The organism is Streptomyces fildesensis, from assembly GCF_016107395.1.
In the GTDB taxonomy this organism is placed as follows: Bacteria; Actinomycetota; Actinomycetes; order Streptomycetales; family Streptomycetaceae; genus Actinacidiphila; species Actinacidiphila fildesensis.
This window is the reverse complement of record NZ_JAAIKO010000013.1, coordinates 128,385-152,215: the sequence shown is the minus strand read 5'-3', so window position 1 is coordinate 152,215 and position 23,831 is coordinate 128,385. Positions and strand designations below refer to the sequence as shown.

Below are 23,831 nucleotides of genomic sequence, written 5' to 3'. Positions count from 1 at the left end.
GTCTGGCGTTGACTTTTGGCACGCTGTTGAGTTCTCAAGGAACGGACGCTTCCTTTGGTGCCGTCACCGGCGCCCTCCGGGCTTCCCTTCGTGTTTCCGACTCTATCAGACGCTTTCGCGTCCGATTCCCAGTCAGCGGGTTTCGCCTTCTTCGCTTTCGCGTTTTCCGGCGATTCCGACTCTATCAGAACCTTTCGGGCCTGACTCCCAGTCAGCGGGGTTTGTCATCAGGGCCGTTGAGCCCTTCCGACGAGTGAAACTTTAGCGGAACTTCGGCTTCCGATCCAATCGGCTGCTTTCCGTTCCCATTCCGAAAACGCGCACGAAAACAAGACGACAGAGCGTCGTTCGTTCGAATGGTTGTCATCTGGAGTGGCTGCCTCGGGACCGACTCGCGTCGGCGTTCACCGGCGGGCAACTCGGAGAACACTACGCACGCGACCCACCTTCGTCAACTCCGTGCCAAGGACACCACCCGGGGGTATCCTGAGCCCCATGACGACGCATGCGCACACACAGCTCTGGTGGGCCGCCTGAAGGCGGCCGACCCCTGCAGCGCATGCACCCAACGGCCGCCGCTTCGGCGGCCGTTCGCGTATCTCGACCTTGACGCCCGGCCGGCGACCGCGGCGGCCACGACAAGGAAGAAGTCTCTGAGATGACGCGGATCTTCAGCGGAGTGACACCGTCGGGGCACCTCACCCTGGGGAACTACCTCGGGGCCATCCAGCGGTGGGTCTCGGTCGACCAGCACCAGAGCCCGCACCAGGAAGACGCCCTGTTCAGCATCGTCGACCTGCACGCCCTCACCGTCGAGCACGAACCGGCCCGGCTGCGACGGCTGACACGGCAGACGGCGACACTCCTGCTGGCAGCCGGTCTCGACCCGAAGGTGTGCACGGTATTCGTGCAGAGCCACGTCGACGAGCACACCCGGCTGTCGTACGTACTGGAATGCACCGCCACGGACGGCGAGCTGCGGCGCATGATCCAGTACAAGGAGAAGTCCGCGAAACAACAGTCGGTGCGGGTCTCCCTGCTCACCTATCCGGTGCTGATGGCGGCGGACATCCTGGCGTACCGGACCGACGAGGTGCCGGTCGGCGACGATCAGGCGCAGCACGTCGAGCTGTCCCGTGATCTGGCGGTCCGTTTCAACCAGCGGTACGGGCACACGTTCACCGTGCCCCGTGCCGTGGTCCCGCCGGTGGCCGCGCGGGTGATGGATCTGCAGGAGCCGGCTTCCAAGATGAGCAAGTCCGCGAGCGCGACGACCGGGGTCATCTCCCTGCTCGACGAGCCGGCGGTGATCCGCAAGAAGGTCATGCGCGCGGTGACGGACAGCGGGTCCGACGTCGAGTACGACCGGGTGGAACAGCCGGGGCTCGCGAACCTGCTGGAGATCCTGGCCGCCTGCACCGGCGGCGAGCCGGCGGAGCTGGCCGCGGGGTACGACTCGTACGGCTCGGTGAAGAAGGACGTGGCGGAGGCGGTCGTCGAACTCCTGCGGCCGTTGCAGGAACGCCATGCCGCGCTCTGCGCCGATCCCGGCTTTCTCGACGAGGTGCTGCGCGACGGCGCCGAGCGGGCGCGCACCCTCGCGCGGCCGACGGTGGACGCCGCGTACCGGGCGATCGGGCTGCTGTGAGAGGAAGGGGCGGGCTCAGGTGGCCCGCCCCTTCGAAGCTCTGGGAGTCCGCTGCCCTCAGCCGTTGCCGGAAGCCAGCTCGCGGCTGCGGTCGCGGGCCGCTTCGAGGGCGGCGATCAGCGCGGCCCGCACCCCGTGGTTCTCCAGCTCCCGGATAGCGCTGATGGTGGTGCCGGCCGGTGAGGTCACCGCCTCACGGAGCTTCACCGGGTGCTCGCCGCTGTCGCGCAGCATCACGGCCGCGCCGATCGCCGACTGGACGATCAGGTCGTGCGCCTGGGCGCGCGGCAGGCCGAGGAGGATGCCGGCGTCGGTCATCGCCTCGACCAGGTAGTAGAAGTACGCGGGGCCCGAGCCGGACAGCGCGGTGGCGGCGTCCTGATGCTTCTCGGGGACGCGCAGCGTCTTGCCGACCGGCTTGAAGATGTCCTCGGTGCGGACGAGGTGCGCCTCGGTGGCGTGGCTGCCCGCGGAGATGACGGACATGCCCTCGTCGACCAGCACCGGGGTGTTCGGCATGACGCGGACGACCGCGAGGCCCTCCGTCAGCCGCTCCTCGAAGAACGCGGTCGGGATGCCGGCGGCGGCGCTGATGACGAGGCGGTCGGCGGCGACGTGCGGCGCCAGCTCGTCGAGGAGGGCACCCATGTCCTGCGGCTTCGCGGCGAGGATGAGGGTGTCGGCGGCCTTCGCCGCCTCCGCGTTGCTGACGGCCTCGACGCCGTACCGGGTCCGCAGCTCCTCCGCCCGCTCCGGGCGCCGCGCGGTGACGAGCAGGTCGTCGGGCGACCAGCCGGCCCGGATCATGCCGGAGAGGAGGGCCTCACCGATCTTGCCGGTGCCGAGTACGGCGACTTTCTGGGTCATGGCGTCACCTTCGAGCGGTACGGGGGCTTTCGCGGCCATCCTCGCACCACGTGCGCCACCCGCGGCTTTTCGGTCCAACTGCCGGTACGGGGCGCGTCGGGCCGGGCGGCGGGCGTCGGGCCGGGCGGCGGGCGTCAGACCGCGCAGCCCGGCGTCGGACCGCGCGGACCGGCGTCAGGCCGTGCGGCGGCGGAGGGTGGCTGCTCCCAGGGCCAGGGCCACGAGGGCGCACGCCGCGACGACGGCCAGGTCGCGGACGAAGTCGCCGGTGACTCCGGTGTGCTGGACGACCTGCGTCATGCCGTCGACCGCGTACGACATGGGGAGCACGTCGGAGACGGCGGCGAGCACCGGCTGCATGGTGTCGCGCGGGACGAGGAGTCCGCACATCAGCAGCTGCGGGAGGAGCACGGCCGGCATGAACTGGACGGCCTGGAACTCGCTGGCCGCGAACGCGCTGACGAAGAGGCCGAGGGCGATGCCCAGGAACGCGTCGGCGAGGGCGATGACGAGGAGCAGCCAGGGCGAGCCGACGACGTCCAGGCCCAGCCCCCAGACGGCGAGCCCGGTGGCGAGGCACGCCTGGACGACGGCGACGCCGCCGAAGGCGAGGGCGTAGCCGCCGAGCAGGTCGGCCTTGCCCAGCGGCATGGACAGCAGCCGCTCCAGCGTGCCGGAGGTGCGTTCGCGGAGGGTCGCGATCGAGGTGACCAGGAACATCAGGATGAGCGGGAAGATGCCGAGGAGCGATGCTCCGACCTGGTCGAAGGTGTGCTGCTTGCCGTCGTAGACCCAGCTCAGGACCGCGAGCAGCAGGCAGGGGACGACCAGCATCAGGGCGATGGTGCGGCGGTCGTGGCCGAGCTGGCGCAGGACCCGGCGGGCGGTGGCGAGGGTGCGCAGGAGAGAGAAGGCGCGGGGAGCCCGCTCGGACGTTGCCTCGGAAGGGTCCTTGGGGGTCCCCCCGGACGGAGTTCGGGGGAGGGTGCCGGCGGGCGACGGGTGCGCGTTCATTTGGCCTGCTCCTGGCGGGTGTCGGGGAGGGTGACGACGTTCGTGCGGTGGTCGGAGCCGGCGTTGGCCGCGTCCACGAGGTGGAGGAAGGCCTCCTCGACGGTGGCGGAGCCGGTGGACTCGCGCAGCCCGTCGGGGGTGTCGTCGGCGAGGATGCCGCCCTCACGCATGAGGAGCAGGCGATGGCAGCGTTCCGCCTCGTCCATGACGTGCGAGGAGATCAGGACGGTGGCGCCGCGCTCGTCGGCGAGCCGGTGGAAGAGGTTCCACAGGTCGCGGCGCAGGACGGGGTCGAGGCCGACGGTGGGTTCGTCGAGGACGAGGAGTTCGGGTTCGCCGAGCAGGGCGACCGCGAGGGAGACCCGGCCGCGCTGGCCGCCGGAGAGGTTTCCGGCGAGTGCGTCGGCGTGGGAGACGAGGTCGACGTCGGTGAGGGCGCGGTCCACGTGCTCGCGGCGGGCGGCGCGGGTCAGGCCGAGGACGGACGCGTAGTAGTCGAGGTTCTGGCGGGCGGTGAGGTCGGTGTAGACGGACGGCGCCTGGGTGACGTAGCCGACGCGGGAGCGGAGCCGGGGGTGGCCGGCGGCGCGGCCCAGGACGTCGAGAGTGCCGGTGACGTGCGCCTGGGTGCCCACGATCGCGCGCATGAGGGTGGATTTTCCGCAGCCGCTGGGGCCCAGCAGACCGGTGACCTGACCGCGCGGGACGGTGAACCCGAGGCTGTTCAGGACGGTACGGCTGCCGCGGACGACGGTCAGTCCGTCGGCCCGTACCGCCGGTTCAAATTTATTCATCATGTGATGAATATCCTCCGCCGGCGGGTCCTCGTCAAGCGCCCGGCGGGAGCTCGTCGAGCACCGGCGTCCGCTCGTCGGGCGCCGACGCTCATGGGGACAGGGGTCGGGTCGGTCCGGGTCTGCTCAGGGTCATCCCCTATGGCGTTCAAGAGGCGGCCGCAGGACTGTGGCGGTATGAGGCGTTCATCCCGCGACATCGATGTGACCAGGTCCGAGAAGCGGCAGTTGGCCGTGGCCTCGGCGACGCTCGGGCCCTGGCGGCCCGCCGCGGCCGTGGGAGCGCTGGGCGGCGGAGTCTCGCTCGCGCTCCATGCCATCGGGGGTGACTTCGGACTCGGCATGGTCGTGAGTGCGCTGTCCGTCGCCCTGATGCTCTTCTTCCTCGTCGGCGGGGCCGGCGCGGTGCTCGGCACCAGCGCCAAGGCCGACCGCCGGATTCGCCGCTGGGCGCGCGCGCATCCCTGGCAGGTGGCGGTGGTGCCGGCCGGGCTGCTCTTCGTCTCCGACTTCGTGATGCGGCAGATCCTGAGCAGCGAGGGCTTCTTCGGCAGCCTGTGGGACGGCCTGTGGCGCGGCGCGATCGTGGCCGCTGTCGTGGGTTCGGTCGGCGCGGTGGCGGCCTCGCGCCGCAGCTAGGAAGACACGACCTGGGCCATGACCTGGCGAGGGCTCAGGCCCGGAGGGCCACCGTGACGTACGGCCTGAGGGCTCAGGCCCGGAGGGCCACCGTCACGTCCGTGACGTACGGCTCGTCGAGCACGCCGTCGGGGAACAGCGCGAGCAGCTCCTCCCGCTCCTCGCGCAGGACCGGCTCCGCTTCCGCACCCAGCACGGCGAGGAACGAGTGGGTGCCGAGGGTCCGGAGCCGGTCGTCCACGGTGATCCGGCGCGACCAGCGGACGGAGTGCGTCCCGGTGCGGACCGCGAAGGGCGCGAGCAGGCCGGAGGCGGTGTGCGGGAAGCCGGGCGCCCGGTAGCCCGGGCAGCGTTCGGCGAGTCGCGCTTCCTGGTCGGCCACCCAGCCGTGGCTCAGGTCGGGAACGTTCCACCACATGGCCAGCGCGCCGTCCGGGCGCAGCACGCGCAGCGCCTCGGGGACCGAGCGGGCCGGTTCGGTCCAGTGCCACGCCTGGGCGTACGTCACGAAGTCGGCGGCGCCGTCCGCGAAGGGCAGCGCGTTGCCGTCGGCCCTGACGAGCGGAACGGCCGGCAGCGTGGCCCGGAGCTGCGCGGCCATGCCGGCGCCGGGCTCCACCGCGGTGACGCGCGCTCCGCGCGCTGCCAGCAGACGAGTGCCGATGCCGGTGCCCGCGCCCACGTCGATGACCGTGGCATCCGTCAGCGACCAGCCGGAGAGTTCCTCCACGGCGTCGAACAGCGCGGGCGGATAGCTGGGGCGGGCGGCCGCGTACTCGGCCGCGACCGCGTTGAACGACCTGGCCAGTTCGGTGTGCGACGACGACGTCATACGAACATTCTGCCGAGGCCGGGGACCGCTCGCCGGTGGATCAACCGAACGTGCCGCCTGCCCGTACCTAGCCGCGCTTGCGCTTCTTGGCGGCGGCGCGGGCGGCCGGGTTGCCGGTGCGGGTGCTGCGGCGCCGGGTGTGCAGTTCGCGGGCGCGCTCGTATTCGGCGCGGTGCAGTTTCTCGCCGGGGGCCTCGATGAGGGCGCGGACACTGTAGGCGAGCAGCGTGCCGATGAAACCGATCAGCAGAATGCCCTGTGAGGAGCCCGCTGCCGCGTCGGAACCCCTGGCGCCGGGCTCGGGGCGGCGGACGAAGCCCTCCCAGGTCTTGCGGAAGGCCAGCGCACTGCAGACGGCGAACGCGACGACGACGAGCAGCCCGACGAAGGTGCCGACCTTCGCGATGCTCAGACCCTGGAAGCCGAAGCGCAGCACGAACGCACCGGCAGCGGCGGCGGCCAGCGCGCCGACGGCGACGCCGGCGCGGCGCAGGGCGTAGCCGCCGTCGTGGTGCACCCAGGTCGTGCCGAAGAAACGCAGGGGCTCGGGCTGGGGGCCGTCGGAGGCCGCGGGTTCCGGCTGGTCGGTCGGCTGGGTCTGGGGGTCGTCGTCCACGGTTCGATTATCGCCGAACGACACGGCCTCCGGGGACCACAAAGGGACGTATCGGAAAAACTGCCCCCGGACGCACCGCTGCCCCGCCCGGTCGGGATGATCGACCGGTCGGGGCAGCGGAAGCGCTCAGGGCCTTGCTCAGGCCCGCTTTCAGCCTTCGAGCTTGCTGACGTCGCGGACCGCGCCCTTGTCCGCGCTGGTCACCATCGCGGCGTAGGCGCGCAGGGCCGGCGAGACCTTGCGCACGCGGTTCTTGGGGGCGTAGACGCCGCCCAACGCCTCGCGGCGGGCGGCGAGTTCCTCGTCGGGGACGATGAGGTTGACGCCGCGGTTCGGGATGTCGATACGGATCAGGTCGCCGTCCTCGACGAGGGCGATGGTGCCGCCCGACGCCGCCTCCGGCGAGCAGTGGCCGATCGACAGCCCCGAGGTGCCGCCGGAGAAGCGGCCGTCGGTGATGAGCGCGCACGCCTTGCCCAGACCGCGGCCCTTGAGGAACGAGGTCGGGTAGAGCATCTCCTGCATGCCGGGGCCGCCCTTGGGGCCCTCGTAGCGGATGACGACGACGTCGCCCTCCTTGACGCGCTTGGTGAGGATCGCGTCGACGGCGGCCTCCTGGGACTCCACCACGACGGCGGGGCCCTCGAAGGTCCAGATCGACTCGTCGACACCGGCGGTCTTCACGACGCAGCCGTCCACGGCGAGGTTGCCGTACAGGATCGCCAGGCCGCCCTCGGTGGAGTAGGCGTGCGCGGCGTCGCGGATGCAGCCGTTGGCGGCGTCCGTGTCGAGGGTGTCCCAGCGCTCGGACTGCGAGAAGGCGGACGCGGAGCGGACGCAGCCGGGGGCGGCGTGGAAGAGCTCGACGGCCTCGGGCGACGCGGAGCCGCCGCGGATGTCCCAGCTCTTGAGCCAGTCGGCGAGCGAGGGCGAGTGCACGGTGTGCACGTCCTCGTTCAGCAGGCCCGCGCGGTACAGCTCGCCGAGGATGGCGGGGATGCCGCCGGCCCGGTGCACGTCCTCCATGTAGTAGTCGCCGTTGGGCGCGACCTTCGACAGACAGGGCAGCCGGCGCGAGAGCGCGTCGATGTCCGCCATGTCGAAGTCGACCTCGGCCTCCTGCGCGGCCGCCATCAGGTGCAGGATCGTGTTGGTCGAGCCGCCCATGGCGATGTCGAGCGCCACGGCGTTCTCGAAGGCGGCGCGGGTCGCGATGTTGCGCGGCAGGACGGTCTCGTCGTTCTGCTCGTAGTAGCGCTTGGTGATGTCGACGATCGTGCGGCCGGCGTCCTGGTAGAGCGCCTTGCGGGCGGTGTGGGTGGCCAGCACCGAACCGTTGCCGGGCAGCGCCAGACCGATCGCCTCGGCGAGGCAGTTCATCGAGTTGGCGGTGAACATGCCGGAACACGAGCCACAGGTCGGGCAGGCGTTCTCCTCGATACGGAGGATGTCCTCGTCCGAGACGTTCTCGTTGACCGCGTCGGAGATCGCGTTGACGAGGTCGAGCTTGCGGACGGTGCCGTCGACGAGGGTGGCCTTGCCGGCCTCCATCGGACCGCCGGAGACGAAGACGACCGGGATGTTGAGGCGCAGGGCGGCCATCAGCATGCCGGGCGTGATCTTGTCGCAGTTCGAGATGCAGATCAGCGCGTCCGCGCAGTGCGCCTCGACCATGTACTCGACGGAGTCGGCGATCAGGTCGCGCGAGGGCAGCGAGTAGAGCATGCCGCCGTGGCCCATCGCGATGCCGTCGTCGACCGCGATGGTGTTGAACTCACGCGGGACGGCGCCCGCCGCCAGGATCGCCTCGGAGACGATCCGGCCGACCGGCTGAAGATGGGTGTGGCCCGGTACGAACTCGGTGAAGCTGTTGGCGACCGCGATGATCGGCTTGCCGATGTCGGCGCTCGCCACACCGGAAGCGCGCATCAGAGCGCGGGCCCCCGCCATGTTCCTGCCGTGGGTGACCGTTCGTGACCTCAGATCGGGCACGGTAGCTCCACTCCCTCAAGTTCGTCCTCGGATCCTTCCGACAGTACGCCGTGGTTCCACGCTCTGGACAGCCTGTCCGGAATGCGGGACGAACGGGTCATATCCCGGTCACCTCCCAGGCGGGGCCGAGGCTCCGGCCAGGGTCACCCTCGGGAGGCGTCACGCCTCGGGAGGCGTCACGCCTCGGTCGGCCTCACGCCTCGGTCGGCGTCACCCTTCGGTCAGGTAACGCTGCAGCGTAGGCGCCACCAGCGCGACGATGTCCTCGACATCGGCCGAGGCCAGCGGCTCCACCTTGATCACGTAGCGCAGGATCGCGATCCCGACCATCTGCGAGGCGGCCAGCTCGGCCCGCAGCTTCGGATCCGGCACCCGCAGATCCTCCGCGATGCGCTCCAGCAGCATGCGCAGCAGGAACCCGCGCAGGACGGCCGCCGCCGTCTCGTGCGTCAGCGCGGACCGGACGACGGCCAGCAGCGGGCCACGGGTCGCCGGGTTCTCCCAGACGCCGAGGAAGTAGCGGGAGAGCCGCTCACCGATGCCGTCGGGGCCCTGCCCCACCACGTCGGGCACGTTCAGCGCGGGCTCGAAGGACGTCTCGATCGCCGCCGCGAAGACCTGCTCCTTGGTGCCGAAATAATGGTGCACCAGCGCCGGGTCCACCTCGGCCGCCTTCGCGATCGAACGGACCGACGTCTTGTCGTAGCCGCGCGCGGAGAACTCGGCGCGGGCCGCGACCAGGATGCGGTCCCGCGAGTCGGTCGCCCCGGCGCGCGTCCCGCTGGGACGCCCACGACGACGGGGCTCGCCCTTCGGCCCACCCTTCGGTGCGGCTTGCGATCCGGCTTCGGAGACGTGGTCCTGCCCGGCCGGCGGCTCACCCTTCGCCCGCGCCGTCACGCGCCGGGGACCCTGGCCGCCGTGGCCAGATGGAGCCGGGTGAAGGCCAGCGCCTCGGCGAGATCGGCCTCACGTTCGGCGGCGGACATCGCCCGCCGCGTGTTGACCTCGACGACCACATGACCGGTGAACCCGCTCAGCGCGAGCCGTTCCAGCAGTTCGGCGCAGGGCTGACCGCCACGGCCCGGCACCAGGTGCTCGTCCTTGGCCGAGCCGTTGCCGTCGGCGAGATGGACGTGCGCGAGCCGGTCACCCATCCGGTCGACCATGTCCAGGGCCGCGCTGCGGGACGTGGAGGCATGCGAGAGGTCCACCGTGAAGTGCCGGTAGTCGTCCTTGGTGACGTCCCAGTCGGGCGCGTACGCGAGCATCTCGCGGTCGCGGTACCGCCACGGGTACATGTTCTCGACGGCGAAGCGGACATCGGTCTCGTCCGCCATCCGCCAGATCCCCCGGACGAAATCGCGCGCGTAGTTGCGCTGCCACCGAAAGGGCGGATGCACGACGACGGTCGACGCGCCCAGCGTCTCGGCCGCCGCGCGTGCCCGCTGGAGCTTGATCCACGGGTCGGTGGACCACACCCGCTGGGTGATCAGCAGGCACGGCGCGTGCACGGCGAGGATCGGGACGTGGTGATAGTCCGAGAGCCGGCGCAGCGCCTCTATGTCCTGGCTGACCGGATCGGTCCACACCATGACCTCGACGCCGTCGTAACCGAGCCGGGCGGCGATCTCGAAGGCCGTCGCCGTGGACTCCGGATAGACCGAGGCCGTGGACAGCGCGACCTTCGCGTCCGGCACCCGGACCACATGTCCGGGCGCGGGAACGCCGTACGCCTGCCGGTCCGCGTACGCCTTTGGGTCCGCTCGTTCAGCCACGGGAGACAGCGTACGGCGACGGGTCAGCCGAACGGCACTCTCATCTGCGCCGACGTGACACGGTCAACATCGAACCGCGCTCATTCCCCATAAGGTCGAGTTTGCGGAGAATCACCCCTTCACGCAGCGCCCACGGACAGATCTCCAGCTCCGCGACCCCGAAGAGGTCCATCGCCGCCTCCGCCACCAGCGCCCCCGCCAGCAGCTGGCCCGCGCGGCCCTCGGAGACCCCCGGCAGCTGCGCGCGCTCGGCCCGCCGCATGGTCGTCAGCCGGGGCACCCACTCCTCCAGTGACCTGCGGGTCAGCGACCGCTGGGTGTACACGCCGTCGGCGCTGCGGGCGGCGCCCGCGATCCGTGCGAGCTGCTTGAACGTCTTCGACGTGCCCACCGCGTGGTCGGGGCGGCCGAGCCGGGAGAACTCCGCGACCGTCCGGGCGATCTCGGCCCGCACGTGCTTGCGCAGCGCGCGCACGTCATCGGTGGCGGGCGGGTCGCCGGGCAGCCAGGTGCTGGTCAGCCGGCCCGCGCCGAGCGGCAGCGAGACCGCCGCGTCCGGGTCCTCGTCCATGCCGTAGCCGACTTCGAGGGAACCGCCGCCGATGTCCAGAACCAGCAGCCGGCCCGCCGACCAGCCGAACCAGCGGCGCACCGCGAGGAACGTCAGCCGGGCCTCGTCCTCGCCGGACAGCACCGTGAGCGTCACACCGCTCTCGGCGGCGACCCGCGCGAGCACCGCCTCACCGTTGGCCGCCTCCCGGACCGCCGAGGTGGCGAACGCCAGCACGTCCTCGGCGCCCTTGTCCTCCGCGACCCGCAGCGCCTGCGAGAGGGTCGCGACCAGCCGGTCGACGCCCTCCAGGCTGATCGCACCCCGGTCGTCGAGCAGTTCCGCCAGCCGCAACTCCGCCTTGTGGGAGTAGGCGGGCAGCGGGCGCGCGCCCGGGTGCGCGTCCATCACCAGTAGGTGAACGGTGTTGGAACCCACGTCGAGCACTCCGAGTCGCATGGGACAGACGCTAGCGCCCATCCGCGCCGCAGATGGTGCGGGGGCCGCCACAGATGGCGTGGGGACCGCCACAGACGTTGTCCGGGCTCCCGGCGATCTACCCTGGCGGCGTGGCGAAGAACGTGGCAAAGAAGCTCAAGCAGTCGAAAAAGTCCCAGCAGCGGTCCGTACCCGCCTCCGTGCCCGACGAGGTCGGTCCGGACTTCGCCCGCGCCTGGGTCGAGTTCCCCGACCCGGCCGACGACGAGCAGCTGTTCCGTTGCGACCTCACCTGGCTCACCTCCCGCTGGACGTGCATCTTCGGCCAGGGCTGCCAGGGCATCGTCGCCGGCCGGGCCGCCGACGGATGCTGCTCGCTGGGCGCGCACTTCTCCGACGAGGAGGACGAACAGCGCGTCGCCGGCCACGCCGCCCGGCTCACCCCCGAGACGTGGCAGTTCCACGACCTCGGCACGAAGAAGGCCGGCGCCTGGGCCATGGTCAACGAGGACGGTGAACGCCAGACCCGCGTCGTCGACGGCGCCTGCATCTTCAGCAACCGGGCCGGTTTCGCCGGCGGGCAGGGCTGCGCGCTGCACGCCCTCGCGCTGCGGGAGGGCAAGGAGCCGCTGGAGACCAAGCCGGACGTGTGCTGGCAGCTGCCGATCCGGCGTACGTACGACTGGGTGGACCGGCCGGACGAGACGCGGGTGCTGGTCGTCTCGATCGCGGAGTACGACCGGAGGGGGTGGGGGCCGGGTGGGCATGACCTGCATTGGTGGTGCACGAGTGCTACGTCGGCGCATGGGGCGGGGGATCCGGTGTATGTGTCGTACCGGCCGGAGCTGACGGAGTTGATGGGTGTGGCGGGGTACGGGCGGTTGGTGGAGCTCTGTGAGGCTCGGCTGGCGGCGTTGTTGCCGATGGCGCCGCATCCGGCGGACCCGGCGTAGACCCTTCCGGCGGATCTGAGCGGGCGGTTCGTTGTGGGGTCGGGGGCCGGGTCCTCCGGGGTGGGTTTCGAAATCGACTATTTAGGGCCTGGCGGCCCACAAATAGCTCGGCAGCATTTCGAAACCCACCCCTGCGGCCCCCGGCCCCCTCGCGTCACCGCACCCGCGCCGTGCTCACACCGCCCGTGGTCCCGCCGCTCAGGCCGCCGGTGGGGCTGAGGACGACTCGCTCGGGGTTGGGGTGGGTGTGGGGCTGGGCTCCTCGGTTGTTGGCGTGGGGGTTGGGGTGTGGGTGGGGGTTGGGGTGGGGGGCTTGGTGTGGGTGGGGGGTGTGGCATGGCCTCGGACGGTGACCACCGCGCCGGAGGGGTTCAGGAGGATGCGGGCGGCCCAGGGGGCTGTGGGTTCGGTGGAGTGGTCGACCGTGACGGTGAGGGTGGCTGACTCGCCGGGGCGGAGGTCGCCGCTCGTGGCGCTCAGGTGGAGCCAGTAGGCGGCGGTGGAGGCGGTCCAGTGGACCGGGGTGTCGCCGGTGGCGGTGAGGGTGATGACGGTGGTGCCGCTGTGGGATCCGGCGGTGACGGTGAGGTGGCCGGGGGCGCCTGGGGTGGGGGTGCCGGGTGGAGTGGACGGTGAGGCGGAGGTGTCCACGCTGACCGTTGTTCGGGGGGTCGCCGGGTGGTGGGCGTCGTTGGAGCCCGTGCTGCCGGCCTTTTCGTACGGGTGGCCGTCGATGCCGTCGGCACCATCCGGCTCGCTGGCGGAGATGCCGCCGCCCGGCTGGTCGGCGCCGATCGGCGCGCCACGGTAGGCGGCCCAGAGGGCGAGTACCGGGGCGGCGACGACGGCGGCGACGACCGTGGTGGTGACGGCGCGGTGCCGCAGCTGGGCGCGGCGGGCCGCGCGGTCCTTGTGGTCCAGGGGGAAGCCGCGCCGGTCGAAGCGCGGGGTGCCCTCGCGGCTGCGGCCGGCGCCGTCGCGCATGGAGTGCATCAGGGCGGCGTACGCGGCGGACCGTGGCGCTTCGAGCATGGTGAGCACGGCGGTCGCCGCGGTGGTCGCGGTGCCGGGCCAGGGGCCGCCGACGACGGCGCGCTCGGCGGTGAGCCGGCACTCCGGGCAGTCGTCGACATGGCGGACGAGTTCCCGGCGCAGGGCCGTGCCGAGCAGCACCTGGGTGTCACCGGCCAGCCGCGCGACGGCCGCGCAGGTGCCGACCTCGACGACGGCGAGCGCGGCGCGGGTGCGTTCGACCTCGCAGGCGGCGCGGGCGAGGAGCGCGCGGGCCGCGTCCGCCTCGATGCCGAGGACGTGGCCGACCTCGTGCGGCGGGAGCTGGTGGCGGACCGCGAGTTCGAGGGCCTCGCGCTGCTCGGGGGTGGTGCCGGCGGCCTCCGGCCAGGCGAGGGCGGCGAGCTGGCCGCGGCGTTCGGCGGCGACCGCCTCCGACATGCGGGGCAGATCGGGCCGGCCGGCCGCGAGGCGGCGGCGGCAGGACCAGCGGGCGAGGGCGTAGAGCCAGGGGCGGCGCAGCCCGGCCTCACGGAGCCGGCCGCGCTGCCGCTCGGCGAGGGCCAGCACCTCGCCGAGCGCCGCCGCGGCGGCGTCGTGCTCGCAGAGGACGGAGAGGCAGTAGGTGAACAGCCCGTCCAGATAGGGCTCGTAGTGGGCCGGGGGCTGCATCGGCAACGTGCCGTGCGGGCGCCGGTCCTTGCGCTGTTCCGGACGCGGTTCGGGGCGCGTCCGGGGCGCCGTCGCCCGGTGCTTGCGGTGCGTACCGGTGCGAGGGCCCGTAGCGGCGTCCTGGGGGTGGGTCTCCTGCCTGCTCATCACCTGGCGACGGTAGGGCGGCGGGAGCACAAGTCTCAGGCGTCCTCGTGAGCGTTAACCCGTATGGGTGGTGATGCCGCTCAAAAGGGGACACCCCGTTAACTCGTACGAGTGCCCGGGGGAATGCGAGTGCGGGCGCTGTCGCGGTCCACCGGGAACGCGTTGTCGGACCCTGCCACTACGGTGAACCCCATGCCTCCCCGCAAGACCGCTACGAAGGACCGTCCGTCCTACCGCTGCACCGAGTGCGGCTGGACCACCGTGAAGTGGCTCGGCCGCTGCGGGGAGTGCCAGGCCTGGGGCACCGTCGAGGAGTTCGGCGGCGCGCCCGCCGTCAGGACCACCGCGGCCGGCCGGGTGACGACGGCCGCCAAGCCGATCGGCCAGGTGGACGTCAGCCAGGCGACGGCCCGCTCGACGGGTGTGCCCGAGCTGGACCGGGTGCTCGGCGGCGGGCTGGTGCCCGGCGCGGTCGTGCTGGTCGCGGGTGAGCCGGGCGTCGGCAAGTCGACGCTGCTGCTGGACGTGGCGGCGAAGGCGGCGACCGCCCAGGGCCCGACGCTCTACATCACCGCCGAGGAGTCGGCGTCCCAGGTCCGGCTGCGCGCCGACCGGATCGGCGCGCTCTCCGACCATCTGTACCTGGCGGCCGAGACGGACCTGTCGGCGGTCCTGGGCCATCTGGACGACATCAAACCGTCGCTGCTGATCCTGGACTCGGTGCAGACGGTGGCGTCCCCGGAGATCGACGGCGCGCCCGGCGGCATGGCGCAGGTCCGCGAGGTCGCGGGCGCGCTGATCCGCGCCTCCAAGGAGCGCGGTATGTCGACGCTCCTGGTCGGCCATGTCACCAAGGACGGTGCCATCGCGGGCCCCCGTCTGCTGGAGCACCTGGTGGACGTGGTGCTGAGCTTCGAGGGCGACCGACACGCCCGGCTGCGGCTGATCCGCGGCGTCAAGAACCGGTACGGCGCGACGGACGAGGTCGGCTGCTTCGAACTGCACGACGAGGGCATCACGGGACTGGCCGATCCCTCCGGACTCTTCCTGACCCGCCGCGACGAACCGGTTCCCGGTACGTGCCTGACGGTCACGCTGGAGGGCAAGCGCCCGCTGGTGGTCGAGGTCCAGGGGCTCACCGTCGACACCCAGATCCCGTCCCCGCGCCGCACGACCTCGGGTCTGGAGACGTCCCGGGTCTCGATGATGCTCGCTGTGCTGGAACAGCGCGGCCGGATTCAGGCGATCGGAAAGCGCGACATCTACACGGCGACGGTGGGCGGTGTGAAGCTCACCGAGCCCGCCGCGGACCTGGCCGTGGCGCTCGCGCTGGCCAGCGCGGCGATCGACACACCGCTGCCCAAGAACCTGGTCGCGATCGGCGAGGTCGGCCTCGCGGGCGAGGTCAGACGGGTCACGGGGGTGCAGCGCAGGCTGTCCGAGGCCGCCCGGCTGGGCTTCACCCATGCCCTGGTACCGCCGGATCCCGGGAAAATCCCGCCGGGCATGAAAGTGATCGAGGTGGCCGACATAGGAGACGCCCTGCGGGTGCTCCCGAAGCGTGGCTCACGGGCCTAGAGACGGTCCGAACAGCGGTCGCTGGCCCATTGCGGAGAGAACGTCAGTAAACTTTGCCCTGGTCTCGCCCTTTGGGCATCCGTAGCGACCGGAGGATTGCAGTGGCAGCCAACGACCGGGCAGCAGCTCCCGGCAAGTCCGGCGGGAGTTCCGCTGCTGATGCCCTGATGCGCGCCTCGCTCAGCGCGGTCGCTCCCGGCACCGGCCTGCGTGACGGACTCGAACGCATTCTGCGGGGCAATACGGGCGGTCTGCTCGTCCTCGGCATGGACAAGACCGTCGAGTCGCTCTGTACCGGCGGCTTCGTCCTCGACGTCGAATTCACCGCGACCCGGCTCCGCGAACTGTGCAAGCTCGACGGCGCGCTGATCCTCGACAAGGACCTCACGAAGATTCTGCGGGCCGGTGTGCAGTTGGTCCCCGACTCCAACATCCCGACCGAGGAGACCGGCACCCGGCACCGCACGGCGGACCGGGTGAGCAAGCAGGTCAACTTCCCGGTCGTCTCGGTCAGCCAGTCGATGCGGCTGATCGCGCTGTACGTCGACGGGCAGCGCCGGGTCCTGGAGGACTCCGCCGCGATCCTGTCGCGGGCGAACCAGGCGCTGGCCACTCTGGAGCGCTACAAGCTGCGCCTGGACGAGGTGGCGGGCACGCTCTCCGCGCTGGAGATCGAGGACCTGGTCACCGTCCGGGACGTCAGCGCGGTCTCGCAGCGGCTGGAGATGGTCCGCCGGATCGCCACCGAGATCGCCGAGTACGTGGTCGAGCTGGGCACCGACGGCCGGCTGCTCTCCCTGCAGCTGGACGAGCTGATCGCGGGCGTCGAGCCGGAGCGCGAGCTGGTCGTCAGGGACTACGTGCCGGAGCCGACCGCGAAGCGGAACAGGACCGTGCCGGAGGCGCTCGTCGAACTGGACGCGCTGCCGCACGCCGAGCTCCTCGAACTGACCACCGTGGCCCGTGCCCTGGGCTACACCGGCTCCCCCGAGACGCTGGACTCCGCGGTCTCGCCGCGCGGCTACCGGCTGCTGGCGAAGGTGCCGCGGCTGCCGAACACGGTCATCGAGCGGCTGGTCGAGCACTTCGGCGGCCTGCAGAAGCTGCTCGCTGCGAGCGTCGACGACCTGCAGACGGTGGACGGGGTCGGCGAGGCGCGGGCGCGTTCGGTGCGGGAGGGCCTGTCCAGGCTGGCGGAGTCGTCGATCCTGGAGCGGTACGTCTAGGACTCCGTCCCGGTTTGCGGGTCGGGGGCCGGGCCCTCCGGGGCAGGGTCCGAAATCGACTGTTTACGTGCCTGGCGGCCCACAAACAGCTCGGCAGCATTTCGGACCCTGCCCCTGCGGACCCGGCCCCCTTCGGCTTCTCGGCCGAGCGAGGACGTGTTGCGAAAGTCCCGCCTGGCCCACCGGGCGAACGGCGCTACTTTCGCAACACGCCCTAGTCGGCCTTCAGGACGAATGACGCCTGCTTCGGCGTGAAGCCCTGGAGCCTTGCCTCGACGAGGTAGGTCGTGCCGACGGCTGCCTGCTGGCCCTTGGGGGTGGCGCAGTCGGGGGAGCTGGTCTGGCGGTTCCACTCGATCGTGTAAGTCGTCGAGCTGTGCGCCGGAACCTGCAGCAGGTAGGCGCCGCGGCCGGCCGGGCAGTCGTCGGTGGACCAGACGTGCTTGTTGCCGGTGGTGTTGGTGATGGTGACGATGGCCGCCGTCGATCCGAAGTCGAGTTTGCAGGCCGTCGCGGCGGAGTTGGCCGCGGTCAGCTCGAACTTCGGCTTCTGGCCGGGCGCGTAGGAGTTCTGCGTGCTGCGCAGCGTCAACTGGACGTCGGAGACGGCGCAGTCGGCGAGGGTCGAGCCGGCCGGGAGCTGGCCGCTGGAGCCGCCGGAGGCCGCTCCGCCGGACGAGGCGCCGTTCGAACCGCCGCCGGAGACACCGGAGTCGGTGCCGCCGGAGGGCGAGCCGGAGGAGCCGCCGGACGAAGTGCCGTCGGAGGAACCGCCGCTGCCGCTGCCACCGCTGGTGTCCCGGCCGCCCGGGCGGCCGGGGAGGTGCGGTCCGCTGGGGGTGGGGCCGGGCGTGATGGAGGTCGCGGGGGTGTGACCGCCGGGTCCCTTCGCGCCGGTGCCGCCGCTGGAGCCGCCGGAGTTGACCGCCCAGACGGCCAGCACGGCGAGCAGTGCGACCAGGCAGAGCACAACAGCCCGCCGTCGCCAGTAGATGGACGACGGAAGAGGTCCGATCGGATTGCGCACAGAGCCCACACGCGAACTCTAGGGGAGATCGGCCGCGCACCGACGCAACACCCGCCGCACCGGGCGCGGTCTTTCCCGATCATCACGTTTTCCCGCGCGAGCGGTCACTGTCAGTGGCATGTGCGAGGATCGACGACGCTATGAGCACAGACACCCGCGCCACCGCCCACCACGATCTGCACGCACCCGTCATCGACTGGTTCGACGAGCATGCCCGGGACCTTCCGTGGCGCCGCCCGGAGGCCGGTGCGTGGGGCGTGATGGTCAGCGAGTTCATGCTGCAGCAGACCCCGGTCAGCCGCGTGCTGCCGGTGTACGAGCAGTGGCTGGCGCGCTGGCCGCGGCCCGCCGACCTCGCCACGGAGCCCGCGGGTGAGGCCGTCCGCGCCTGGGGGCGGCTCGGCTATCCGCGCCGCGCGCTGCGGCTGCACGCGGCGGCGACCGCGATAGCGCTGAGCCACGGCGGTGAAGTCCCGCGCGACCACGCCAAGTTGCTGGCGCTGCCCGGTGTCGGCGAGTACACCGCGGCCGCCATCGGCTCGTTCGCGTACGGGCAGCGGCACTCCGTCCTGGACACCAATGTCCGCCGGGTCTTCGCCCGCGCCGTCACCGGCGTCCAGTACCCGCCGACCGCGACGACCGCCGCGGAGCGCCGTACCGCGCTGGCGCTGCTGCCCGACGACAAGGGGACGGCCGCCCGCTGGGCGGCGGCGACGATGGAGCTGGGCGCGCTGGTGTGCACCGCGCGCGGGCCCGAGTGCGTGCGCTGCCCGATCGCGGCGAGCTGCGCCTGGCGGCTGGCCGGCTCCCCCGAGCACACCGGCCCGCCGCGCCGCGGCCAGACGTACGCGGGTACCGACCGCCAGGTGCGCGGAAAACTGCTGGCCGTGCTGCGGGACGCGGTCGATCCCGTGCCGCAGTCCGCGCTGGACGCGGTGTGGGACGAGCCGGTGCAGCGGGCCCGCGCGCTGGACGGCCTGGTGGCGGACGGTCTCGTCGAGCCGCTCGCCGACGGGGTCTACCGACTGCCGGTTTAAACCCCTTCGGGACGTTGGTCCTGAGGCTGTTACATAACCGACGGCTTCCTGTGAGTCCTCTGTGCGCCCACGGTGGCAAAAGCCCAACATCCCCTCCGTAGCGTCGTCCTCGTCGGAACGGTTGGCACCCCAGCGCAACAGTCGACAGGGCGGGACAGCACGGGACGGAGGGCGACCCATGGCGGCGAACGGCACGGTTCTGGAGTTCGAGGAGTACGTGAGGACCCGGCAGGACGCACTGCTGCGGAGCGCACGGCGGCTCGTCCCCGACCCGATCGACGCCCAGGACCTCGTCCAGACCGCGCTGGTGCGCACCTACCCCCGCTGGGACGGCATCGCCGACAAGACGCTCGCGGACGCCTACATGCGCCGCGTCATGATCAACACCCGGACCGAGTGGTGGCGGAACCGCAAGCTCGACGAGATCCCCACCCAGGAGCTGCCGGACGCCAGCGTCGACGACGGCGCCGACCAGCGCGCCGACCGCGAGATGCTCCGCGACGCGCTGCAGGTCCTCGCGCCCAAGCAGCGCCAGGTCGTGATGCTGCGCCACTACGGCCAGCTGTCCACGGAGGAGACCGCCCGCGCGCTGGGGATGTCGACGGGTACGGTGAAGAGCACCCTGCACCGGGCACTGGCCCGGTTGCGCCACGAGCTGGAGCACGGCCGCTACGGCTACTCACGGATGGAGGGCGTGTGCGCCGCCTAGCAGCGCTGACCGCGGTGGCAGTGGCTCTGTGCCTGCTGACCGCGCTTGCAGGCTGCAGGACCGGCACCGGGGCACGCCGTGAGGGCCCCGCACCGCTCCAGACGCTGAAGGCGGAGCCCAGCCCGGCGCCGTCCATCGCCGGTGACCCGGCGGCGCTGGCGAAGCTGGTGAAGAAGGACACGCAGAACGTCAGCCAGGAGGTGCGCGAGGATCTCGCGCCCTGCGCCGGTGACGAGTACCCGGTGGACACCTCGTCCGGCGATCTGACCAGCGGAGAAGGACCCGATCTGATCGTGAACGTCGCCACCTGCGGCGACGGCATGGGGATCGCGAGTTATGTGTACCGGATGGTCGGCGGGCAGTATCGGAACGTCTTCGCCGATGAGCAGCCGCCGGTCTACGGCAGCGCGGAAAACGGCAAGCTGGAGATCATCCGTCAGGTGTACAAAGGCGACGACCAGGTCTGCTGCCCCACCGGGCAGGAGGCCCTGACGTACGTCTGGAAGGACACCAGGTTCGTCCAGGTGGAGCGTACGTACACCGACTACGGGGACGCGCTCCCCACCCCCAAGCCGGAAATGAAGTCGAATGGCTGAAACACACGTCCTGTTCGTCGAGGACGACGACGTCATCCGCGAGGCGACCACGCTCGCGCTGGAGCGTGACGGCTTCAAGGTGACGGCGGTCGCCGACGGACTGGCCGGGCTGGAGGCGTTCCGCGCCGAGCAGCCCGATCTCGCGCTGCTCGATGTGATGGTGCCGGGCCTGGACGGCGTCAGCCTGTGCCGGCGGATCCGGGACGAGTCGACCGTGCCGGTGATCATGCTGTCCGCGCGCGCCGACTCCATCGACATCGTGCTCGGCCTGGAGGCCGGCGCCGACGACTATGTGACGAAGCCCTTCGACGGGGCGGTGCTGGTCGCCCGGATCCGGGCGGTCCTGCGCCGTTTCGGCCACGCCTCCTCCGGTGACGAACCGGCGGAGGCTGCCCTGCTGTCCTTCGGCGACATCGAGATCGACCCCGAGGGCCTCGAGGTGACCCGCGGCGGTGAGCGGCTCGCCCTGACCCCCACCGAGATGCGGCTGCTGCTGGAGTTCTCCGCGGCGCCCGGCGCCGTGCTCTCCCGCGACCGGCTGCTGGAACGGGTCTGGGACTATGAGTGGGGTGGCGACACCCGGGTCGTGGACGTCCACGTCCAGCGGCTGCGCGTCAAGATCGGCCAGGACCGGATCGAGACGGTGCGCGGCTTCGGTTACAAGCTCAGGGCCTGACAGACCATGCCGTTGTTCCCCCGCTCCAGTCTGCGCTGGAAGCTCAGTGCCGCCATCGCCTGCGTATCGGTGCTCGTCGCCGTGGCGCTGAGCCTGGTGGTGCACAACGCCGCCCGCGTCAGCATGATCGACAACTCCCGTGACGTACAGGACGAGCGGGTGCAGTCCGCGCTGCGGATCTACGAGGTCACCGGCAAGAAGGTCTTCTCCGCCCAGCTCGACGACCCGGCCCTGCCCAAGCCGCTCAAGGAGTTCGCGGCCAGGGGCGAACGGGCGACGTACGTCCAGGACAGTGGCGGCGCGCCGATCGTGTGGGCCGAGACACCGACCAACGACGGCCGCATCCTGTCGCTGCGCACCACCTTCAAGGACCGCTACTCGGTCCTCGTCGACCTCGACCAGGCCTTGGTCGTCGGCTCGCTCGCGGTGGTGGTGGGCGGCACCGCGCTCGGAGTGCTGATCGGCGGCCAGATGTCCCGGCGGCTGCGCAAGGCCGCCGTCGCGGCCCGCAAGGTGGCGGACGGCAACCCCGAGGTACGGGTGCGCGACGCGATCGGCGGCCGGGTCCGGGACGAGACCGACGAGCTGGCGGCCGCCGTCGACGCGATGGCCGACGCCCTGCAGGACCGGCTGGAGGCCGAGCGCCGGGTCACCGCCGACATCGCCCACGAGCTGCGCACCCCGGTGACCGGGCTGGTCACCGCGGCCGAGCTGCTGCCGCCGGGCCGTCCCGCCGAGCTGGTGCGGAACCGGGCGCAGGCGCTGCGCACCCTGGTCGAGGACGTGCTGGAGGTGGCGCGGCTGGACGGGGCCGCGGAGCAGGCCGATCTGCAGGAGGTCGCCCTGGGCGACTTCGTCCGCAGGCGGGTGCTGGCGCTCGATCCCGATGCCGTGGTGACGGTGATCGAGGACGCGGTCGTGCACACCGATCCGCGCCGGCTGGAGCGCATCCTCGGCAATCTGCTGGCCAACGCCGCCCGGCACGGCAAGCCGCAGACCGAGGTGAGCATCAACGGGCCGTTCCTGCGGATCCGCGACCACGGTCCCGGCTTCCCCGACGATCTGCTGCGCGAGGGCCCCAGCCGCTTCCGCACCGGCAGCTCCGACCGGGCCGGCGGCGACCACGGCCTCGGCCTCACCATCGCCACCGGCCAGGCCCGCGTACTGCGCGCCCGGCTCACCTTCCGCAACGCTCCCGCCTCCGACGGCGGCGGCGCGGTCGCGCAGCTGCTGCTGCCCCGGTAGACATGCCCGTACAACGACGACGGCCCCCGGCAGGAGATGCCGGGGGCCGTCGTCGTACGGGCGCTACGAGGGGGTCAGATCGCCTCGACCGGGTGCAGGGCCTCGGAGGCCTCGTCCTTGTCGGTCTTGTCGCCGTCGCCGGGGGCCTGCGGAGCACCGCGCAGCGGGATCTCCTTGACGAACCAGGCCGCCACGAAGCCGACGATGCTGATCACCGCGCCCCACAGGAAGACGGTGTGCGTGCCGTTGGAGACCGCGTGCAGGTAGGCGTCCCGCACCTCCGCCGGCAGGTGGGCGATGCGCGCGGGGTCGAGCTGGGCGCCCGCCCCGATCGCCTTGCTGCCCGCGGTGCCGCCGAGCTCCGTCATCGTGTTCTGCACGTGGTGGGTGAAGAGCGCCCCGAAGAGCGAGACACCGAACGAGCCGCCGATGGTGCGGAAGAGCGTGGCGGACGAGCTGCCGACGCCGATGTCCTTCATCTCGACGCTGTTCTGCGCGACGAGCATGGTGATCTGCATCAGGAAGCCCATGCCCGCGCCGAGCACGGCCATGTAGACGCCGGACATGAAGCGGGTGGTCCCGGTGTCCATGGTGGACAGCAGGTACAGCCCGACGGTGATCAGGGCGCCGCCGATGATCGGGAAGATCTTGTAGCGGCCGCTCTGGGTGGTGACCCGGCCCGCGATCAGCGAGACCACCATCATCGCCAGCAGCATCGGCAGGAGCAGCAGGCCGGAGTTGGTGGCCGAGGCGCCCTGGACGGTCTGCTGGTAGAGCGGCAGGAACGTCATCGCGCCGAACATCACGAAACCGACCAGGAAGCCGATCAGGGAGATCAGCGAGAAGTTGCGGTTGCGGAAGATGTGCAGCGGCATGACGGGCTCTTTGGCGCGGGTCTCGGCCCAGATGAAGGCCGCGATAGCGACCACGCCGAGGACGAGGAGCCCGATGATCTGCGCCGAGGCCCAGCCGTACTGGGTGCCGCCCCAGGTCGTGAGGAGCACCAGCGCGGTGATGCCGACGGTGAGCAGTCCGGCGCCGAGGTAGTCGATACGGGCCTGGACGCGCTTCTTCGGCAGGTGCAGCACGATGTAGATCATCGCGAGCGCCACCGCGCCGAGCGGCAGGTTGATGTAGAAGCTCCAGCGCCAGCCCCAGTTGTCGGTGATGGTGCCGCCGACGAGCGGTCCGCCGATCATCGCGAGCGCCATGACGCCGGCCATCATGCCCTGGTACTTGCCACGTTCCCGAGGCGGTATCAGGTCACCGATGATTGCCATCACACCGACGATCAGACCGCCGGCGCCGAGGCCCTGGATCGCACGGAAGGCGATCAGCTGGTCCATCGACTGGGAGAGGCCGGAGAGTGCGGAACCGGCCAGGAACAGCACGATCGACGTCATGAAGATGCCCTTGCGACCGTACATGTCGCCGAGCTTTCCCCAGATGGGCGTCGAGGCGGCGGTCGCGAGCGTGTACGCGGTGACCACCCAGGAGAGGTGGTTGAGGCCGCCGAGCTCCCCTACGATCGTCGGCATCGCGGTACCGATGATCATGTTGTCGAGCATCGCGAGCAACATCGCGATCATGAGCCCGAGCAGAACCACACGCACACTGCGCTGAGGAGCCGCTTCGGGTGGCGTTTCTGCGGTCTGGGACATGACCGGTGCCTCCCCTGGATGGGGCGGCCCGCTTGTGCTTTTGGTACTTACTTGCCGCCCGGCTAGTTCGCTACGATACCGAAGGTAAGCCGCAGCTAGCCGGTCGTCAAGTAAGTAGATTACGT

At 71.3% G+C, this 23,831-nt stretch carries 22 protein-coding genes; 10 read left to right on the top strand and 12 right to left on the bottom strand.

What is annotated here, in order from left to right; genetic code table 11:
* Positions 1 to 658: 658 nt before the first annotated feature.
* Complete coding sequence (gene trpS, locus C6N31_RS20170) at positions 659 to 1,648, top strand: tryptophan--tRNA ligase (RefSeq protein WP_164296179.1); 990 nt, start codon at positions 659 to 661, stop codon at positions 1,646 to 1,648.
* Positions 1,649 to 1,705: 57 nt separating this feature from the next.
* Here the strand turns inward: trpS and proC are convergent, their stop codons facing one another.
* The 3 genes from proC to C6N31_RS20155 all read right to left on the bottom strand — a co-directional run bounded on the left by proC (position 1,706) and on the right by C6N31_RS20155 (position 4,326).
* Positions 1,706 to 2,515, bottom strand: coding sequence for a pyrroline-5-carboxylate reductase (gene proC / locus C6N31_RS20165; protein WP_138354142.1), 810 nt, complete (start codon positions 2,513 to 2,515; stop codon positions 1,706 to 1,708).
* A gap of 174 nt (positions 2,516 to 2,689) precedes the next feature.
* On the bottom strand, positions 2,690 to 3,529 hold the full coding sequence (locus C6N31_RS20160; protein WP_138354141.1) for an ABC transporter permease: 840 nt from the start codon (positions 3,527 to 3,529) through the stop codon (positions 2,690 to 2,692).
* A complete protein-coding gene (locus C6N31_RS20155) occupies positions 3,526 to 4,326 on the bottom strand; it encodes an ABC transporter ATP-binding protein (protein WP_138354140.1) in 801 nt (266 codons plus the stop codon). Before C6N31_RS20155 ends, C6N31_RS20160 begins: the two co-directional genes overlap by 4 nt.
* 174 nt (positions 4,327 to 4,500) lie before the next feature.
* On the opposite strand from C6N31_RS20155, the gene C6N31_RS20150 reads away from it, so the two are divergent.
* The gene (locus tag C6N31_RS20150; RefSeq protein ID WP_138354139.1) at positions 4,501 to 4,962 is read left to right on the top strand and encodes a hypothetical protein; all 462 of its coding nucleotides are present in this window, start codon (positions 4,501 to 4,503) and stop codon (positions 4,960 to 4,962) included.
* 73 nt (positions 4,963 to 5,035) lie between these two features.
* On the opposite strand, the gene C6N31_RS20145 is transcribed toward C6N31_RS20150, so the two are convergent.
* The 6 genes from C6N31_RS20145 to C6N31_RS20120 form a co-directional block, all read right to left on the bottom strand.
* Positions 5,036 to 5,794, bottom strand: a complete 759-nt coding sequence (locus C6N31_RS20145) for a class I SAM-dependent methyltransferase (RefSeq protein ID WP_198357936.1) — start codon at positions 5,792 to 5,794, stop codon at positions 5,036 to 5,038.
* Positions 5,795 to 5,861: 67 nt separating this feature from the next.
* The gene (locus tag C6N31_RS20140; protein WP_138354137.1) at positions 5,862 to 6,410 is read right to left on the bottom strand and encodes a hypothetical protein; all 549 of its coding nucleotides are present in this window, start codon (positions 6,408 to 6,410) and stop codon (positions 5,862 to 5,864) included.
* A gap of 150 nt (positions 6,411 to 6,560) precedes the next feature.
* Positions 6,561 to 8,402: a dihydroxy-acid dehydratase gene (ilvD, locus tag C6N31_RS20135; RefSeq protein ID WP_138354136.1), complete on the bottom strand. Its 1,842-nt coding sequence runs from the start codon at positions 8,400 to 8,402 to the stop codon at positions 6,561 to 6,563.
* Positions 8,403 to 8,612: 210 nt separating this feature from the next.
* Positions 8,613 to 9,302, bottom strand: a complete 690-nt coding sequence (locus C6N31_RS20130; RefSeq protein WP_138354135.1) for a TetR/AcrR family transcriptional regulator — start codon at positions 9,300 to 9,302, stop codon at positions 8,613 to 8,615.
* Entirely contained in the window at positions 9,299 to 10,111 is an 813-nt protein-coding gene (locus C6N31_RS20125) for a sugar phosphate isomerase/epimerase family protein (RefSeq protein ID WP_138354157.1), read from the bottom strand. The genes C6N31_RS20130 and C6N31_RS20125 overlap by 4 nt, the downstream gene beginning before the upstream one ends.
* Positions 10,112 to 10,220: 109 nt before the next feature.
* Positions 10,221 to 11,189, bottom strand: a complete 969-nt coding sequence (locus tag C6N31_RS20120) for a Ppx/GppA family phosphatase (protein ID WP_138354134.1) — start codon at positions 11,187 to 11,189, stop codon at positions 10,221 to 10,223.
* Positions 11,190 to 11,311: 122 nt separating this feature from the next.
* On the opposite strand from C6N31_RS20120, the gene C6N31_RS20115 reads away from it, so the two are divergent.
* Positions 11,312 to 12,121 (top strand): DUF3109 family protein, encoded by an 810-nt coding sequence (locus C6N31_RS20115; protein ID WP_138354156.1) that lies wholly within the window; start codon positions 11,312 to 11,314, stop codon positions 12,119 to 12,121.
* Positions 12,122 to 12,319: 198 nt separating this feature from the next.
* On the opposite strand, the gene C6N31_RS20110 is transcribed toward C6N31_RS20115, so the two are convergent.
* Positions 12,320 to 13,951: a BACON domain-containing protein gene (locus C6N31_RS20110; RefSeq protein WP_138354133.1), complete on the bottom strand. Its 1,632-nt coding sequence runs from the start codon at positions 13,949 to 13,951 to the stop codon at positions 12,320 to 12,322.
* A 192-nt stretch (positions 13,952 to 14,143) separates the two neighbouring features.
* Here C6N31_RS20110 and radA point away from each other — a divergent pair, with 192 nt between their 5' ends.
* Together radA and disA are read left to right on the top strand one after the other, a co-directional pair.
* Positions 14,144 to 15,529: a DNA repair protein RadA gene (gene radA / locus C6N31_RS20105; RefSeq protein WP_138354132.1), complete on the top strand. Its 1,386-nt coding sequence runs from the start codon at positions 14,144 to 14,146 to the stop codon at positions 15,527 to 15,529.
* A 101-nt stretch (positions 15,530 to 15,630) separates the two neighbouring features.
* Positions 15,631 to 16,755 (top strand): DNA integrity scanning diadenylate cyclase DisA, encoded by a 1,125-nt coding sequence (disA, locus tag C6N31_RS20100; RefSeq protein WP_138354131.1) that lies wholly within the window; start codon positions 15,631 to 15,633, stop codon positions 16,753 to 16,755.
* 214 nt (positions 16,756 to 16,969) lie between these two features.
* On the opposite strand, the gene C6N31_RS20095 is transcribed toward disA, so the two are convergent.
* Entirely contained in the window at positions 16,970 to 17,791 is an 822-nt protein-coding gene (locus C6N31_RS20095) for a hypothetical protein (RefSeq protein WP_138354130.1), read from the bottom strand.
* Positions 17,792 to 17,922: 131 nt separating this feature from the next.
* On the opposite strand from C6N31_RS20095, the gene C6N31_RS20090 reads away from it, so the two are divergent.
* The 5 genes from C6N31_RS20090 (at position 17,923) to C6N31_RS20070 (ending at position 22,045) form a co-directional block, all read left to right on the top strand.
* On the top strand, positions 17,923 to 18,819 hold the full coding sequence (locus C6N31_RS20090) for an HhH-GPD family protein (protein WP_138354129.1): 897 nt from the start codon (positions 17,923 to 17,925) through the stop codon (positions 18,817 to 18,819).
* A 178-nt stretch (positions 18,820 to 18,997) separates the two neighbouring features.
* Positions 18,998 to 19,528, top strand: coding sequence for a SigE family RNA polymerase sigma factor (locus tag C6N31_RS20085; RefSeq protein WP_138354128.1), 531 nt, complete (start codon positions 18,998 to 19,000; stop codon positions 19,526 to 19,528).
* A complete protein-coding gene (locus tag C6N31_RS20080; RefSeq protein WP_244809340.1) occupies positions 19,516 to 20,124 on the top strand; it encodes a hypothetical protein in 609 nt (202 codons plus the stop codon). Before C6N31_RS20085 ends, C6N31_RS20080 begins: the two co-directional genes overlap by 13 nt.
* Positions 20,117 to 20,800, top strand: coding sequence for a two-component system response regulator CseB (gene cseB, locus C6N31_RS20075; RefSeq protein WP_138354127.1), 684 nt, complete (start codon positions 20,117 to 20,119; stop codon positions 20,798 to 20,800). Before C6N31_RS20080 ends, cseB begins: the two co-directional genes overlap by 8 nt.
* Positions 20,801 to 20,806: 6 nt before the next feature.
* Entirely contained in the window at positions 20,807 to 22,045 is a 1,239-nt protein-coding gene (locus C6N31_RS20070) for a sensor histidine kinase (protein ID WP_138354126.1), read from the top strand.
* A 74-nt stretch (positions 22,046 to 22,119) separates the two neighbouring features.
* On the opposite strand, the gene C6N31_RS20065 is transcribed toward C6N31_RS20070, so the two are convergent.
* Entirely contained in the window at positions 22,120 to 23,706 is a 1,587-nt protein-coding gene (locus C6N31_RS20065; protein WP_187144970.1) for an MDR family MFS transporter, read from the bottom strand.
* Between the last annotated feature and the right edge of the window lie 125 nt (positions 23,707 to 23,831).